The sequence below is a fragment of the Streptococcus sp. ACS2 genome (assembly GCF_000525585.1).
Taxonomy (GTDB): domain Bacteria; phylum Bacillota; class Bacilli; order Lactobacillales; family Streptococcaceae; genus Streptococcus.
Genome location: NZ_JALT01000038.1, coordinates 146,163 through 161,289, shown reverse-complemented (window position 1 = coordinate 161,289; position 15,127 = coordinate 146,163). Strand labels below are relative to the sequence as shown.

Here is a 15,127-nt window from a genome sequence, read left to right as displayed (position 1 = left end):
AAACAGAAGCCCTCTTCAAAAAAGGAAAAGAGCTTCTGTTTATTTATTATTATTTTTTAGAAAAAGCATTTTTAAGGCCTTCAACAGCACCTTCAACGCCTTCTTTAACATCTTCGATACCGTCTTTTGCTTTTGCTACCACTTTTTCAACAGCACCTTCGACTTCAGTCTTTTTGTCGCCAGTCAGTTTACCAGCACCCTCTTTAAGAGCGCCTTTAGCTTGATTCAATTTATCTTCGATTCCCATAGTAGAACCTCCTTTTTATGATGAGACCATTGTAGACAATATTAAACGGTAATGCAAGTGATTTGTTTAATAAGTAACGACATTAATGTTTCCTTTATCGTATTCAGCAATAAAGATATCCGAAACGTTTTCATATCCTAATTTTTGAAGCTCTTCATTTAACCAATCTTCCGTTTTACCAATAGTATCAAGAATTTCTGTTTGAATGACCCCATCAGTAATGATTGGATATTTTGGATTTTCATCGCCAGAACGGACCACAATCAATTGGCCGTTCTGTTCAATAACTGCACGTTTAACCTCTTTGAGTTGAAAAATTCCTTGAGAACGTAATTTTAAAGCGACATCAGAAGCTGAAAGTCCTATAGAGCGACAAGCTTCAGGATCTAGTTGACCCTGTTTGATGATGACAGTTGGTTTACCGTCAATCAAATGTTTGATGAAGCGAATATTGGTGATGAGCCATTTAAGAAGTAAGATCAAAATAGTCCAAATAATCAGGATAACAATGTACTGAAGGATGGAAACGGTACTACTATAAATTGTACCACCGATGATTCCACCAAGAACAAAGTTCTGTACTTGGTCAGCAGCTGAGCTAGGTGCTAGGTTTCCTTTACCTGTTAAATTGATAACAAAGACGAGTGAAATAAGCCCCAAAGCTAGTTTAATTGCAACAGCAAGATAAAAAGATGTCATTTTTTAACCTCCACGAGTTCAACATCAGACTTGTAAAGTTTTATTTGTTCTAGCAAGTAGCTGTCAGGTTCTGAACCTGAGATGGCACGATAGTATTTGTTTCCAACTTTGAGGATAGCACCATCTGTAGTAGTAGAAGTATTGACATAAACTTTACTCTTATCAACGTCGAGATTTTTAGACACAATCTCGATAAAGTGAAGAGATGCTCTAAATTGGTCATTGTTTGATTGATTGCTTTGGAAATTACTGATAGCAATTAGAACCACGGCAACTAAGGTTAAAATAGAAATAATAGAGAGTTCACGAAACTTAGTATCATGGCGTTCTTTGAAGGCCTTAAAAGCAAATACGCCGGTCACTAAAATAAGTCCTGCAGTAATGGCAACCATAACCCAGTTTTGTTGGCTAATCTGACTTAGCACATAGTCGTAGGAATAGAATTTCATTGAGAGATTTCCTTTCATAATATCTCTAGTATTATTATTATAGGTTAAAAAGTCTTTAAATTCAATCAGTCTATCCGAAAAATGAAGGAATGAGTAGGATTCTTAAAGGAAATTTGCTATTGAAATGACTTGCAGCCATTAAGCCAAAATCTTGTGATTTCTTTAAGGACTTTGTTGATATTTTCACAAATTATGCTTATAATTGAGGTAATCAACAATCAGAACTTGCCTAAATTTTTCGAGAATCAGAAGTCTGGTAACTTAAAGAGATTGGTTATTTTATGTAAGACTTCACTGTTAATCTTTAAGAGAGTCAACACCTTTTCTTGAATTCCCAAAAATGTTAAGGCCTCTCGTTCCTAGAAAAAGGAGTAATTATGTCTGAACCATTATTTTTACAATCTGTTATGCAAGAAAAAATCTGGGGTGGCACGCATTTGCGTGATGTCTTTGGCTACGACATTCCAAGCGACCATGTCGGAGAGTACTGGGCTATTTCTGCTCACCCAAATGGTGTTTCTACTATTAAGAATGGTCGTTATGCCGGTCAAACTTTAGATGTTCTTTATGCAGAGCACCGTGAGTTGTTTGGCAATCGTCAAGAACCTGTCTTCCCACTTTTGACTAAGATTTTGGATGCTAATGATTGGCTTAGTGTGCAGGTCCATCCAGATGATGCTTATGGACTTGAACATGAAGGTGAACTTGGTAAAACAGAGTGTTGGTATATCATTGCTGCTGAACCAGGTGCTGAAATTATTTATGGCCACAATGCCAAATCAAAAGAAGAACTGCGTCAGCAAATTGAAAGTAAGGATTGGGAAAATCTTTTGACTAAGGTTCCAGTTAAAGCAGGTGATTTCTTCTATGTGCCAAGTGGTACCATGCATGCTATTGGTGCAGGTATCATGGTTCTTGAAACGCAACAATCTAGTGATACGACCTACCGTGTTTATGATTTTGACCGTAAAGATGATCAAGGTAACCTGCGTGAACTCCATCTTGAAAAATCTATCGATGTCCTTAATATCGGTGAGCCAGCCAACAGTCGACCAGTCACAACAAAAGTAGATGACCTCAAATCAACGCTCTTGGTAGCAAGTGATTTCTTCGCCGTTTATAAATGGGAAATCTCAGGTAAGGCTGATTTTGAAAAGACTGCTGATTACAGTTTGTTTAGTGTACTTGACGGTCAAGGAAGCCTCTTAGTCGATGATCAAGAATACCCAATTGCAAAAGGCAGCCACTTTATTCTTCCTAGCGATGTTGAAGCATGGCAAATTAAGGGAGATCTTGAATTGATTGTTAGTCACCCATAATCAAAATATCAAACTAGACGAGATGAGGATCTTGTCTAGTTTTTTCGTACAAGGATACAGAAAATTTGCAATTTTAAAAATCTTTCCTAATACGTTTCAATAGCTTGAAGTTCCAAACTAATCATGTCATACTAAATAAGTTGACTAAAATTATAATAAACAAGTTGTGTCTATTTGGGGCATAAGATCTTGTTTGTTTTAGATTGGAGAAACTTATGTTAAAAAAAGGAGGCCTTACAGCTTTATTGTTGTTTGGTATGTTCTTTGGAGCCGGAAATCTGACCTTTCCGCCTCAGCTAGGCTTTGAATCTGGAGGTCATTTTTGGCCTGCGATTGCAGGGTTTGTCCTATCAGGTATTGGTATTGCCATCCTAACGCTGGTGATTGGGACCCTAAATCCTAAGGGGTACATTCATGAGATTTCACAAAAAATCTCGCCTAAGTTTGCCCTAGTCTATTTGGCAGTCCTTTATCTGTCTATTGGTCCTTTCTTTGCCATTCCTAGAACGGCAGCAGCAGCCTTTTCGATTGGCTTCTCTCCTTTGATTGGCAGTGGACATACCAGCCTTTGGCTCTTTGTCTTTACCGTAATCTACTTTGCTTTAGCACTTTGGATTGCCATGAACCCATCTAAAATTCTAGATAGTATTGGACGTATCTTAACACCTGTCTTTGCTATTATGATTGTTATGGTTATTGTGGCAGGAGCACTTAAATACGGTGCTCACAGTCCTCAGGTAGCTAGCCAAGCTTATCAAGCTTCTGCATTTGGTAAGGGATTCTTGGAAGGCTACAACACCTTGGATGCCTTAGCTTCTGTGGCCTTCAGTGTAGTGGCAGTAGTCACTCTCAACCAACTAGGCTTTAAATCTAAGAAAGAGTATATCTCTACCATTTGGGTCGTTGGTTTTGTAGTGACGCTTCTCTTTGGTGCTTTGTATTTGGGACTAGCCTTTTTGGGCAATCATTTCCCACTCCAAGTGGCAGGCCTACCAAAAGATGCCAATATTGGTGCTAGCGTCTTGTCACAAGCCACACAAGCTATCTTTGGACCAGCTGCTCAGATTTTCCTAGCTATCATGGTGACAGTGACTTGTTTCACAACAACTGCAGGACTTATCGTTGCGACAGGAGAATTCTTCCACAAGGCATTTCCGAAAGTATCCTACAAGGCTTACGCCATTCTCTTTACCTTGATTGGGTTTGCGATTGCCAACTTGGGACTTAACAATATCATTGCTTTCTCAGTGCCAGTGCTTTTGATTCTCTACCCAATCACGATTACGATTGTCATGATTGTGATTGCCAACAAGTTCGTGGCCTTGTCTAAACCTGGTATGCAGGTTACAGTTGCGGTAGTAACGCTGATTGCCTTGCTTAGCGTGCTTGGCAGCCAGTTCAAGCTTGCAGGACTAAATGCCCTTATTAACTTCCTACCATTGTCAGGAGCATCATTGCCATGGTTGATACCAGCCATCTTGTGTATTCTCTTGTCTCTCGTCTTACCAGATAAGATTAAGAGCGAAAGCTTCGAAATGGAATAAACATAAAATCCTATCACAATGTGATGGGATTTTTTCTCCCTCAAGTCACTATAAGTGCGAAATCTTCTCAAAAGCGTTACACTTAAGGCGTGGAGATGAAAGTATCTATTGAAGGGAGTGTTAAAAATGTCAAATCTAAATAATCATATGATTTATCTTGCTGGTGGCTGTTTCTGGGGTGTTGAGGAGTATTTTTCACGTGTGCCTGGTGTGCTTGATGCGGTTTCGGGTTATGCCAATGGCCGTAGCGAGACGACTCGCTATGAGCTTATCGGTCAGACGGGTCACGCTGAAACGGTTCAGGTGACCTATGATGCTAGCAAGGTGTCCTTGCGTGAGATTTTGCTACATTACTTCCGTATCATCAATCCTCTGAGTAAAAACAAACAGGGCAATGATGTGGGTAGCCAGTACCGTACGGGTGTTTACTACACGGATGTAAATGATTTATCGACTATCGAGCAAGTTTTCCAAGAAATGACTGAGCAATACGGTCAGCCTTTGGCGGTTGAATTGTTTCCACTTCAGCACTTTATTCCTGCTGAAGATTATCATCAAGATTATCTCAAGAAAAATCCTAATGGTTACTGTCATATCAATGTCAATCAGGCAGCTAGTCCTGTTATTGATGCTAGTGCTTATCACAAGCCAAATCGGGAGGAACTTAAGGAAAGTTTGAGTCCAGAAGCCTACGCTGTGACTCAGGAGAATGGAACAGAACGGGCCTTTACGAGTCCGCTTTGGAATCAGTTTGAGCCTGGGATTTATGTTGATGTGGCGACTGGTGAGCCACTCTTTTCATCAAAGGACAAGTTTGATTCAGCCTGTGGCTGGCCAAGTTTCTCTAGACCCATTAGTCCTGAGGTAGCCAACTACAAGGAAGATCATTCTCACCATATGGATCGTATTGAGGTTCGTAGTCGTGTGGGCGACTCCCATCTAGGTCATGTCTTCCCAGATGGGCCAAGTGATAGAGGTGGTTTACGCTACTGTATCAATGGTGTAGCAACGCGATTTGTTCCTAAAGCTGACATGGCAAAAGAGGGCTATGCTTACTTGCTTGATCAAGTGGATTGATTAGGTATTCTGAAGGAATGATATTACTTACTAAAAAGAGGTTGGTTCCCCTTGGTTCTAACCTCTTTTTTCATGACAGAAGAAGATGTAAATAAGATGAAAGCCCTTTAAAGCTAACATAACATGTGATCTAACCGTTCAGGACAAAAAAGTGACCTTTCATTACATTTTTTAACAATTTAGGCAAAATTGTTTTACGTTTCAAATAAAAAAATAGTACACTATAATAGTGAGAAATCTGACAAGTGTAAATGTGTCCTTCTCCTTAGCTTTTGCTGGTTTTGGCGTCTGTAAACATTATTGTACTTTGTGTAATAATGAGTCTTCCCAACCTCCCAATATGATTTTATATGTCTTAACTTACCAAAACAAGACTAGCAAGAGAATACTAAGATATTTCCTTAAGAAGTAATGACAGCACTTGTTAGATTTTGTGATAACATTCAGATAGTCCTAAGGACTATTTTATTGTGCTAAACTTTTATAACGGAGATTATTATGGAATGGATGAATAAACTAATCATATTAATAGCCATTTGTGTCTTGTGGTTCTGGTCTTTTCTTTTACTTCCTAAAACAGGGGAGAAAGTAGTTTATCTTTATCATTTCCTAGCTCTATGTGGTTTAGTCATGATTTATGGTGCCCTAGTTGATCCAGCTGGTCTCTGTGATACTTTTTTCAATATTAAACATCTATGTTTTCATTAATGAATCCAGCTTGGTAATAGGTTAGGAAAATCTGAATATAATTAATCACTCATCAAAAGAAGCTTTCTGTGTATTGATAACAGTCTATCTGTTTTCAATATGCAGGAGTTTTTTTTCTGTATTATCGAGATTTGAGTATAGAAAAAGCAGTCTGACAAGACTGCTTCAGGGATATCACTGTTGTGATTCGTAACGTTTGACGATTCTATTTAAGCGCCATTGGTAACAGAGTCCACTGACGATAAGGCTGGCAATCAGGCCAATCCAGTAACTATAGGGACCGAGTCCAGTGACTTTTTCAAGCAGGAAGCCTACTGGGAAGGTGATGCCCCAGTAGGTTAGGACACCGAGATAAAAAGGCACCTTGGTATCCTTATAGCCACGGAGGATTCCTTGAAGCGGAGCCGCAAAGACATCTGCCACTTGGAAGAAGAGGCTATAGGTCATGAAAATGGCTGTCATTCTCAAAAATTCAGGCTCATGTCCGTAGAGTTCTGCCAAATCATAGCGCAAGAAGTAGAGGAAAATCAAGGTAAAGATAGAAAATCCAAGGGCTGTCAACCGTCCCAGCTTGCTGTAGCTCTTAACGGCATCCATGCGTTTAGCTCCAAATTCGTAAGAAATAATGATAGCCATAGCACTGGAAACACTGAGAGGAAAGGCATACATGAGGTTTGAGAAATTCATGGCTGCCTGATGACTAGCAATCACAAGGGATGGATACTTGGCCATAACTAGACCAACACCTGAGAAGATGGCGACCTCTGCAAAAACCGTTCCACCAATAGGGAGACCCAGTTTAAGTGCCTCAAGTAGAGAATTTTTATCAAGGGGTTGAACCTTTTCAATGTGGTAGGGTTTAACCTTCTTATGCTTTCTGATAACTGCGATGGAAATAAGGAGAAGGGCCCAGTAAGCCAATGAAGTTCCCAGACCTGCTCCGGCTCCCCCCAACTCTGGTAGACCAGCAATGCCATAGATAAGGAGAAAATTGAAGAAACCATTGAGAGGTAGAAGCAAAAGCATGAGGTACATGGACAGGCGCGTGAGGCCAAGCGCATCAAGGAAGGAACGAATCACGCTAAAGAGTAGAAGGGGAATAATCCCAAGACTCAAAAATCGTAGATAACCAAGGGCGACTTCTCTGACCAAAGGCTCCAGACCTAGATGATTCAAAACCAAGGGTGCCCCCAGAAAAACGAGGGCAAAGAGGATTAGTGATAGACCCAAAGCCATATAAAGAAATTGATAGAAATCAGGTGCCACTCGGTCCTTGCGACCTGCCCCTAGATGGTGTCCGATAATCGGAACCAAGGCAGAGACGATACCTGTTAAGAAGGTGAAAAAAGGACTCCATAAACTCGTTGCCATGGCTACCCCCGCCAAGTGTAGGGCATCGTATTGCCCAGTCATGGTAGTGTCCACAAAAGCTGCTGAAAAGTTGGCAAACTGATAGATCAGTATGGGCACAAAAATCTTGAAGAAAACAAGAAATCGCTCACGGAGAGAATGTGTTTCGTGCATTCTGTTTTCCTTTCTAAATTTTTCAAATTATATAATCATTGTACAACTGTTATCCAATAAAGTCTATAATTGACGGAAAGTTTGGTCCCATTCTCTCAAATTATCGTCATCTCCCATAAAAGCCAAGTAGTGGAGAATTTCTTTATGTATAGTCATTCCCATATTCTTATCGATAAATTTATAAAGGTATGCGGCTTTTAGTTCTTTAAGATAGAGTTTTTGTAACATGAAATAGTCTGGTAATTGAATAGTTTTTAGTTCGTTTATATAGTAGTCACTATCTTCTTGATTTCCGTAAAGAATGATTTGGAAAATACAACGACTGATAACTTCTAAAGTGATTCGATCTAAATTATTTCTAGGATTTTTATTGAGTATTGATAGGAATTCCTTAATGTAGATTTTTAGCGCATCTTCTGTGAAGATATCCTTTACCATATTCAGTAAATTAATATCGAGAAGTGTCCAAATATCAATCGAAAAGAAGTAGTTTTGAAGTTCTGTAGCAATATCTTGGTTAACTGAACGGTTTTGAAGTTTTGAAATCTGACAGTCAATACAAAGACTAATCAGATAATCACTATAATTGGTTTCTCCTAAAATGCGAAACTTTTCTGCGACTTGCTCCAGTGCTTCAAAGTCTAGATGATTTGAGGCTTGATTGAATTGATTAGCAAGTTTTATGTAGGTTTCGTCCACAAGATATTCTTGTCCGAAAAATTCATTATATTCGACTTTTAGATGTTTTAAAAGTTTGAAAAGAGTATCATTTGAGAGTGATGTTTTGTTATTTTCAAAGTCTGAAAGACTCGCTACAGATCCAGCTACTTGAGCGAGTCTCTGAATAGTGTATTTTCTCTGTTTTCGAATCTGTTTAAATTTTTGACCTTGTTCCATATAAAATTCCCTTATCGGATTTCCGAAATTTCAATAGTTGATACTATTAATAAACTAAAATAATAGTATCAAATTGAAGGAGGTAAAAGCAATGATTATTGAAAAAACTAAATCGGTTGCTGTGTCACTGCTTAGATTTATTAAGCTACTTCCTAAGAAGGAAATGGTACTTTATATCATTTTTGCGCTTCTTTATTCGTGTCAAGGCATTGTAATACCTATAATTATCCAGATGGCAGGTCATATAGATAGTAGTGATAGTCGGGATTTAATAGTTTTTACATTTTCGAGTATCTCTCTTTGGGTGGTTGTGTACGCTTTTATGTATATAGAGAATATTCTGCTTCGTTCTATTATTAGAGCGTTTAATGTAAGCCTATCAGAAAATATTTTAAAGAATCATGCTGCCTTTCCTAAAAACATATCCGATTCTGAGCTTTGCTCACTCTTGACACAAGATCTTGGAATTGTAGACCAGGAGTTCCTCCAATCTTTTCTTATCTCGCCAGTGTGGGGCGCCTCTGTCCTAGTATCTGTAATTTATCTGCTCAAACAAAATATTATTGTAGGTAGTCTTTTTACTGTAGGTGCCTTTCTGATGATTTTGCCTCAGTTTATATTTAAGAGAAAGTTAAAAGAGTCAGGAGAATTACTAAGTAGCTCAAAAGAGAAAAATTTAAGAGCTATTACAGACTTTGGTAAAGGGATTGAAACTATTATTTGCAACCAAGCAGAAAAAGAGAATGTAAAGCAAACTCTCATAACCCTTAGTGAGATGGAGACGACACAATTTAAGTATTATACACTTCATAATTTAGTTATGTTTTGGACAGGACCTCTGAAAGCTGTCGGCTTGATTGGACCATTTGTGATTGGTCTTGTCATGAAACAAAATTCAATTACTACACTTATTGCTATGATGTCTGCTTCAACATATCTTATTAACCCCTTACAACAGATTCTGGAGGCTATTGCAAGTATTCAATCAAGTCAAGTGATAAAAGATAAATTATTGACATTTGGAAGTGAGTCAGAAATTCCTTCAAAAGGGCTTCACATACATACTTTAGAAGAAATTCAGTTAAAAAACGTCACTAAATCTTATGATAATCAAGAGATTTTTCGAGATGTTACGGTTACTTTTTCATTGTCTCAGCATAATCTTATAGTTGGTGATAGTGGTATTGGGAAAACAACACTTTTTAGGTTAATATCAGGGCAAGATAAGGCATATAGTGGGGAAATCATTTTTAAAAGCATTGACGGAAGGGAGCTGACTCCAAATTTAGATAACATTGCAATTATTCATCAAAATCCCTATATCTTTCATACAAGTGTGCGACATAATCTAACTCTTTATCAAGATTGTTCTGACTCATTGCTCATTTCAACACTGAAAAAGGTTGGACTATGGGAGGCTTGTTGTCACCAATTAGACTATGAATTAACTGGAGATAACTTTTCAGGTGGTCAAATCATAAAACTGGAGATTGCGCGTGCTATTTTGAGAGGAAAGCAGGTTTTACTTGCGGATGAGATGATGGCTTCTTTAGATGAAGCAAGTTCAAAGGAAATAAGAAATGTCTTGAAACAGTTGCCTAATAGTATTATTGAAATTGCCCATCATTACAATCTGGAAGATTACGATGCTATTTATAGAATTGAAAATAAGTCAATCGTAAGAATTAAATAACACGAGATACTTTCAATAAAAGTTTGACAGAGTAGTTGCTTAGTCTTTTCTTTCGATTTACAAACTTGAAGATTTTAATTTCAAAGAAAACACCTAAGTCAAGCGACTCAGGTGTTCTTGTGTTATTTTTCTTTTTTGTTATGGTTCAAAATGGCATTGAGGACGATGGCAAGCAAGCTTGCAACCACGATACCGTTTGAGAAGAACATTTGGAAAGCATTTGGTAGGCTGTTGAAGAGGTTGCTGCCGTTAAGACCAACCCCTGCAGCGATTGATACTGCAGCAATCAAGAAGTTGTGTTCGTTATTGGCGAAATCAACACGCGCCAAGATTTGCATCCCTTGGATAGAAACAAAACCGAACATGACAAGCATTGCGCCACCAAGGACTGGGCTTGGGATGATTTGTGCCAAGGCACCAAACTTAGGAAGGAGTCCAAGAAGAACAAGGAAACCAGCGGCATAGTAGATTGGCAAGCGAGTCTTAATACCTGACAACTTCACAAGACCAACGTTTTGTGAAAAACCAGTGTATGGGAAGGTGTTAAAGAGTCCACCAAGGAGAACAGCCAAACCTTCAGCACGGTAACCGTTACGAAGGCGAGTGCTATCGAGTGGTTCTTTGGTAATATCAGAGAGGGCCAAGTAAACCCCAGTTGATTCAACCATAGACACAGTAGCGATAATACACATCATAATAATTGATGACAACTCAAACTTAGGTACCCCGAAGTAGAATGGCGTTGGCACGTGAACAATAGGTGCCGCAGCTACTGGTGAGAAGTCAACTAGGTGCATGCTTGCTGCGATAGCAGTACCGACAATCAAACCAATCAAGATTGAGATGGATTTGATAAATCCTTTAGTGAAAATATTAACTACAAGGATGATAAGAACGGTGATAGCAGCAAGGAAGAGGCTTTGACCGGTAGGCTTATCAGCATTATTCCCCATATTTCCGATAGCAACAGGGATGAGGGTCAAACCAATAGTTGTGATAACTGATCCTGTAACGATAGAAGGGAAGAGATTGGCTACTTTTGAAAAGACGCCAGAAACGAGGATAACATAAATCCCTGAAACGATAAGGGCACCAAACATAGCACCACTACCGTGTTTCTCACCAATCATAATAAGTGGTGCCACTGACTGGAAGGCAACCCCGAGAACAACTGGAAGACCGATACCGAAGTATTTATTAAGTTGAAGTTGGAGGAAGGTTGCTACACCACACATGAAAATGTCTGTTGAAATCAAGTAGGTTAATTCATGAGCTGAATACCCCAAGGCTCCAGCAATCATGATTGGCACCAGGATTGATCCCGAGTACATGGCAAGTAGGTGTTGCAGTCCTAGGACCGCTGCCTGCGAGTGTTTCTCTTTATTTTGCATTAGATGTCTGCCTCCTTAAATACGACCTGACCATTTTCAAAACGATCCAAACGAGCAAGTGAAACGACTGGGTAGCCAGCTTCTTCCAGAAGGGCACGACCATCTTGGAAAGATTTCTCAATAACGATACCAACCGCTTCGACGTGTGCACCAGCTTCTTCGATGATTTGAATCAAGCCTTTGGCAGCTTGGCCGTTAGCTAGGAAGTCATCAACGATGAGGACCTTATCTTCAGGAGTGAGGAACTTGCTTGCGATAGAGACAGTACTAGTCACCTGCTTAGTGAAGGAGTAGACCTCAGCCGTGAGGATCCCTTCATTCATGGTGATATTTTTAGCCTTCTTAGCAAAAATCATAGGGACATCCAAGGCCTCAGCAGCGTAGAGGGCTGGAGCAATACCAGATGCCTCGATAGTCACCACCTTGGTGATGCCTGCATCCTTGAACTTTGCAGCAAAGATCTTTCCAATCTCACGCATGAGATCAAAGTCCACTTGGTGAGTAAGGAAAGAGTCAACTTTGAGGATGTTCTCCCCAAGGACATTCCCATCTTTGAGAATGCGGTCTTCCAGTAATTTCATATTACCTCCTATAAAAAATATAACTAAAGTGTATTTTGATTTTTTCCAGATTCTATTAAGACTCTGACAAAAATCAAACCAATCGAATAACAGAAAAAGGCTTGCAAAGCAAGCCTTTAAAATCATAAAAAGACGATAAAACCTTTTGATGACTTTCTGACTTACTCATTGTTAGGTGTTACGGCACCTTGTAGAAACGTCACGCCGATTCGTGACATAAATAAGTAATGTTCTCATTATTCGATGAAGCTGTCGTTGGTTGATGATAAACCAACATCAACTCTATTATAATACTATATTTTCTTTGAAGACTCAAAGGATTTTTCCTATGAAAACGCACTATTTTAAAAGTTGGAAAATTCAATCTAACATTATTGTAAGATTTGCTGAGAATGGTCGTTTCTTATAGCATTTCTGTTATAATAGTGGGAAATGAAAGAGGTAGAGTTATGCATAAGATTTTATTAGTGGAGGACGACGAGGTTATCCGTCAACAAGTCAAAAAAATGCTAGAACAGTGGGGTTACGAAGTTGTTCTTGTTGAAGATTTCATGGAAGTATTATCTATTTTTGTAAAAGTAGAGCCCCACTTGGTTCTTATGGACATTGGTTTACCTCTATTTAATGGTTATCATTGGTGTCAGGAAATTCGTAAGGTTTCCAAGGTGCCTATTATGTTCTTGTCTTCCAGAGATCAGGCCATGGATATCGTTATGGCAATCAATATGGGTGGGGACGACTTTGTGACTAAACCCTTTGACCAAAATGTTCTCTTGGCAAAAATTCAAGGGCTTTTGCGCCGATCTTATGAGTTTGGAAAGGATCAGAGTCTTTTGGAATATATGGGTGTGATTCTGAACCTTAAGGCCATGGATCTGGTTTATCAGGGAGAAGTCGTTTCTTTGACCAAGAACGAGTTTCAGATTTTACAAGTTCTCTTCGACCATGCTGGAAATATCGTTAGTCGGGAAGACCTCATGAAGGAGCTTTGGAATAGTGACTTCTTTATTGATGATAATACCCTGTCTGTCAATGTGGCACGTTTACGTAAGAAGTTAGAGGCAGTTGGTTTGAAGGATTTTATTGAAACCAAGAAAGGTGTCGGTTACGGGTTGCGTCATGATGGATAAGCGTCAATTTATCAAATATCAGATTAGGTCTCGTCTACCTTTCTATCTTTTGTTTATTTTTAATGGAATCATCTTGGTTTTGTTTGCCTTTTTATTTGAAGAGGCAGCAGATATTCTTCATTATGCCTTGACCATACTGACATTTGTGGCTATCATCATAGTTATTTGGGACCTGGTTAGCTCTTATCAGTCTTATAACTTAGCCTATCTCTATGAGAAAATGACACCATCAAGTCCTTTAGAGTTTTATCTAGCTCAGGCCTTGGAAAATGCTAAGGAGAGTCAAATGGTTCAGAATGAGGAGGAGCGCAAGCGCTACACAGATTTGATGGACTACTATACCCTTTGGGTGCATCAAATCAAGACGCCAATAGCAGCCAGTCAATTATTGTTAGGGGATGTTACAGATAGTAAAACGAGGGCTCTCTTGGAGCAAGAGGTCTTCAAGATTGATGCCTACACCAATCTGGTCTTGCAGTATTTACGTTTGGAAAACTTTCATGATGATTTGCAGTTGAGGCAGGTTGCATTAGCCCCCTTAGTTAAAGAAGTTGTTAAAAAGCATAGCATTTTCTTTATTCAAAAAGGATTAACTATTAATCTACATGACTTGGATGTTGAGGTCGTTACAGATGAAAAATGGCTCTTGGTTATCGTAGAGCAGGTCTTATCAAATAGTTTGAAGTACACAAAGAGTGGTGGTATTGATATTTACTTCAAAGATAATAGGCTTTATCTTAAAGATACAGGGATTGGTATTAAAAATAGTGATATTTTACGTGTCTTTGAGCGTGGTTTTTCAGGTTACAATGGCCGCTTGACTCAGCAGTCGTCTGGGTTAGGTCTCTATCTTTCTAAGAAGATTGCTGATCAGCTTGGACATGAGATAAGTATTAGCTCTCAAGTGGGACAAGGAACCACCGTTTCCATTCATTTTCAAAAGCAGAAGTTGGCTATTGATTACTAACTTACAAAAGTGTAAGAAATAAGACCAGAAATGAAAGCAAGGGTTATGGTTGAGACCTTGCTTTTTCTATAAAATGGTATCAGAAGTTAAGTAAGAGGTTCCTAGAATCTCTTCTAAATCTATTAAATAAAGGAGCTTATTATGACATTACTAGATGTTCAACATGTTAAAAAAATCTATAAAACACGTTTCAAAGGAAATCAGGTTGAAGCCCTTAAAGATATCCATTTTACGGTTGATAAAGGTGACTATGTTGCAATCATGGGTGAGTCCGGGTCAGGAAAATCAACCTTGCTTAATATCCTTGCCATGCTTGATAAACCAACAGCAGGGCGTGTCTATCTGAATGGTATGGACACAGCAACCATCAAAAACAAGGATGCTTCTAGCTTCCGTCGTGAAAGATTAGGGTTTGTTTTCCAGGATTTCAATCTTTTGGATACCCTATCCGTTAAAGATAATATCTTGCTACCTTTGGTTCTTTCTCGTCGCCCACTTAAGCAAATGATGACACAAGTAGATGCAATCAGTCGTCAACTGGGAATTCATTCCTTACTAGAGAAGTACCCTTATGAAATTTCAGGTGGGCAAAAACAAAGGGTTGCGGTTGCGCGTGCAATCATCACTCAACCAGAAATCCTCTTAGCAGATGAGCCAACAGGTGCTCTGGATTCCAAATCTTCAGCGGCACTCTTAGATGTCTTTGATGCCATCAATACCACCGGTCAGACCATTCTCATGGTAACTCACTCGACGGCTGCCGCCAGTCGTGCGAAGCGTGTTTTGTTTATCAAGGATGGAATTCTTTATAATCAAATCTTCAAAGGAGATAAGTCTGAACATCAAATGTTCCAGGAAATTTCCGATACACTAACTGCAATGGCAAGTGAGGTGAACTAAT

The 15,127-nt window shown here is 39.0% G+C and carries 14 protein-coding genes and 1 riboswitch; of the genes, 7 read left to right on the top strand and 7 right to left on the bottom strand.

All coding sequences use genetic code 11. From position 1 onward, the window contains the following. Positions 1–49: 49 nt before the first annotated feature. The 3 genes from HMPREF1517_RS08210 to HMPREF1517_RS08200 all read right to left on the bottom strand — a co-directional run bounded on the left by HMPREF1517_RS08210 (position 50) and on the right by HMPREF1517_RS08200 (position 1,395). Entirely contained in the window at positions 50–247 is a 198-nt protein-coding gene (locus HMPREF1517_RS08210) for a CsbD family protein (RefSeq protein ID WP_008534959.1), read from the bottom strand. Between the two features lie 66 nt (positions 248–313). Further along, on the bottom strand, positions 314–946 hold the full coding sequence (locus tag HMPREF1517_RS08205; RefSeq protein ID WP_037601025.1) for a DUF421 domain-containing protein: 633 nt from the start codon (positions 944–946) through the stop codon (positions 314–316). After that, complete coding sequence (locus HMPREF1517_RS08200) at positions 943–1,395, bottom strand: DUF3290 family protein (protein ID WP_037601022.1); 453 nt, start codon at positions 1,393–1,395, stop codon at positions 943–945. Before HMPREF1517_RS08200 ends, HMPREF1517_RS08205 begins: the two co-directional genes overlap by 4 nt. Positions 1,396–1,772: 377 nt before the next feature. Between HMPREF1517_RS08200 and manA the strand changes: the two genes are divergently transcribed. The 3 genes from manA (at position 1,773) to msrB (ending at position 5,335) form a co-directional block, all read left to right on the top strand. Further along, positions 1,773–2,714: a mannose-6-phosphate isomerase, class I gene (gene manA, locus HMPREF1517_RS08195; protein WP_037601019.1), complete on the top strand. Its 942-nt coding sequence runs from the start codon at positions 1,773–1,775 to the stop codon at positions 2,712–2,714. 215 nt (positions 2,715–2,929) lie between these two features. Further along, complete coding sequence (brnQ, locus tag HMPREF1517_RS08190; RefSeq protein WP_037601016.1) at positions 2,930–4,258, top strand: branched-chain amino acid transport system II carrier protein; 1,329 nt, start codon at positions 2,930–2,932, stop codon at positions 4,256–4,258. A 126-nt stretch (positions 4,259–4,384) separates the two neighbouring features. Then, on the top strand, positions 4,385–5,335 hold the full coding sequence (gene msrB, locus HMPREF1517_RS08185; protein ID WP_037601012.1) for a peptide-methionine (R)-S-oxide reductase MsrB: 951 nt from the start codon (positions 4,385–4,387) through the stop codon (positions 5,333–5,335). Between the two features lie 882 nt (positions 5,336–6,217). Here the strand turns inward: msrB and HMPREF1517_RS08175 are convergent. Continuing rightward, a complete protein-coding gene (locus HMPREF1517_RS08175; protein ID WP_037601008.1) occupies positions 6,218–7,567 on the bottom strand; it encodes an MATE family efflux transporter in 1,350 nt (449 codons plus the stop codon). Between the two features lie 63 nt (positions 7,568–7,630). After that, the gene (locus HMPREF1517_RS08170) at positions 7,631–8,464 is read right to left on the bottom strand and encodes a helix-turn-helix domain-containing protein (RefSeq protein ID WP_037601006.1); all 834 of its coding nucleotides are present in this window, start codon (positions 8,462–8,464) and stop codon (positions 7,631–7,633) included. Between the two features lie 91 nt (positions 8,465–8,555). Between HMPREF1517_RS08170 and HMPREF1517_RS08165 the strand changes: the two genes are divergently transcribed. Beyond that, positions 8,556–10,157, top strand: a complete 1,602-nt coding sequence (locus HMPREF1517_RS08165; RefSeq protein WP_051412007.1) for an ATP-binding cassette domain-containing protein — start codon at positions 8,556–8,558, stop codon at positions 10,155–10,157. Between the two features lie 122 nt (positions 10,158–10,279). Here the strand turns inward: HMPREF1517_RS08165 and HMPREF1517_RS08160 are convergent, their stop codons facing one another. Next, the gene (locus tag HMPREF1517_RS08160; RefSeq protein ID WP_014634693.1) at positions 10,280–11,548 is read right to left on the bottom strand and encodes a nucleobase:cation symporter-2 family protein; all 1,269 of its coding nucleotides are present in this window, start codon (positions 11,546–11,548) and stop codon (positions 10,280–10,282) included. Beyond that, positions 11,548–12,129 (bottom strand): xanthine phosphoribosyltransferase, encoded by a 582-nt coding sequence (locus tag HMPREF1517_RS08155; RefSeq protein ID WP_037601003.1) that lies wholly within the window; start codon positions 12,127–12,129, stop codon positions 11,548–11,550. The genes HMPREF1517_RS08160 and HMPREF1517_RS08155 overlap by 1 nt, the downstream gene beginning before the upstream one ends. A 148-nt stretch (positions 12,130–12,277) precedes the next feature. Continuing rightward, positions 12,278–12,373: riboswitch (purine riboswitch) on the bottom strand. A gap of 205 nt (positions 12,374–12,578) precedes the next feature. On the opposite strand from HMPREF1517_RS08155, the gene HMPREF1517_RS08150 reads away from it, so the two are divergent. The 3 genes from HMPREF1517_RS08150 (at position 12,579) to HMPREF1517_RS08140 (ending at position 15,126) form a co-directional block, all read left to right on the top strand. Further along, positions 12,579–13,259, top strand: coding sequence for a response regulator transcription factor (locus HMPREF1517_RS08150; RefSeq protein WP_004182305.1), 681 nt, complete (start codon positions 12,579–12,581; stop codon positions 13,257–13,259). After that, complete coding sequence (locus HMPREF1517_RS08145) at positions 13,249–14,226, top strand: sensor histidine kinase (RefSeq protein WP_156921852.1); 978 nt, start codon at positions 13,249–13,251, stop codon at positions 14,224–14,226. Before HMPREF1517_RS08150 ends, HMPREF1517_RS08145 begins: the two co-directional genes overlap by 11 nt. Positions 14,227–14,367: 141 nt before the next feature. Continuing rightward, entirely contained in the window at positions 14,368–15,126 is a 759-nt protein-coding gene (locus tag HMPREF1517_RS08140; RefSeq protein ID WP_037600996.1) for an ABC transporter ATP-binding protein, read from the top strand. Position 15,127 lies beyond the last annotated feature (1 nt).

Bases quoted from the DNA above. Each gene is read 5' to 3' on its own strand.
- HMPREF1517_RS08160 (WP_014634693.1), bottom strand. From the start codon at position 11,548: ATGCAAAATAAAGAGAAACACTCGCAGGCAGCGGTCCTAGGACTGCAA.
- HMPREF1517_RS08210 (WP_008534959.1), bottom strand. From the start codon at position 247: ATGGGAATCGAAGATAAATTGAATCAAGCTAAAGGCGCTCTTAAAGAG.
- HMPREF1517_RS08155 (WP_037601003.1), bottom strand. From the start codon at position 12,129: ATGAAATTACTGGAAGACCGCATTCTCAAAGATGGGAATGTCCTTGGG.
- manA (WP_037601019.1), top strand. From the start codon at position 1,773: ATGTCTGAACCATTATTTTTACAATCTGTTATGCAAGAAAAAATCTGG.
- HMPREF1517_RS08165 (WP_051412007.1), top strand. From the start codon at position 8,556: ATGATTATTGAAAAAACTAAATCGGTTGCTGTGTCACTGCTTAGATTT.
- HMPREF1517_RS08170 (WP_037601006.1), bottom strand. From the start codon at position 8,464: ATGGAACAAGGTCAAAAATTTAAACAGATTCGAAAACAGAGAAAATAC.
- brnQ (WP_037601016.1), top strand. From the start codon at position 2,930: ATGTTAAAAAAAGGAGGCCTTACAGCTTTATTGTTGTTTGGTATGTTC.
- HMPREF1517_RS08145 (WP_156921852.1), top strand. From the start codon at position 13,249: ATGATGGATAAGCGTCAATTTATCAAATATCAGATTAGGTCTCGTCTA.
- HMPREF1517_RS08150 (WP_004182305.1), top strand. From the start codon at position 12,579: ATGCATAAGATTTTATTAGTGGAGGACGACGAGGTTATCCGTCAACAA.
- HMPREF1517_RS08140 (WP_037600996.1), top strand. From the start codon at position 14,368: ATGACATTACTAGATGTTCAACATGTTAAAAAAATCTATAAAACACGT.
- msrB (WP_037601012.1), top strand. From the start codon at position 4,385: ATGTCAAATCTAAATAATCATATGATTTATCTTGCTGGTGGCTGTTTC.
- HMPREF1517_RS08200 (WP_037601022.1), bottom strand. From the start codon at position 1,395: ATGAAATTCTATTCCTACGACTATGTGCTAAGTCAGATTAGCCAACAA.
- HMPREF1517_RS08175 (WP_037601008.1), bottom strand. From the start codon at position 7,567: ATGCACGAAACACATTCTCTCCGTGAGCGATTTCTTGTTTTCTTCAAG.
- HMPREF1517_RS08205 (WP_037601025.1), bottom strand. From the start codon at position 946: ATGACATCTTTTTATCTTGCTGTTGCAATTAAACTAGCTTTGGGGCTT.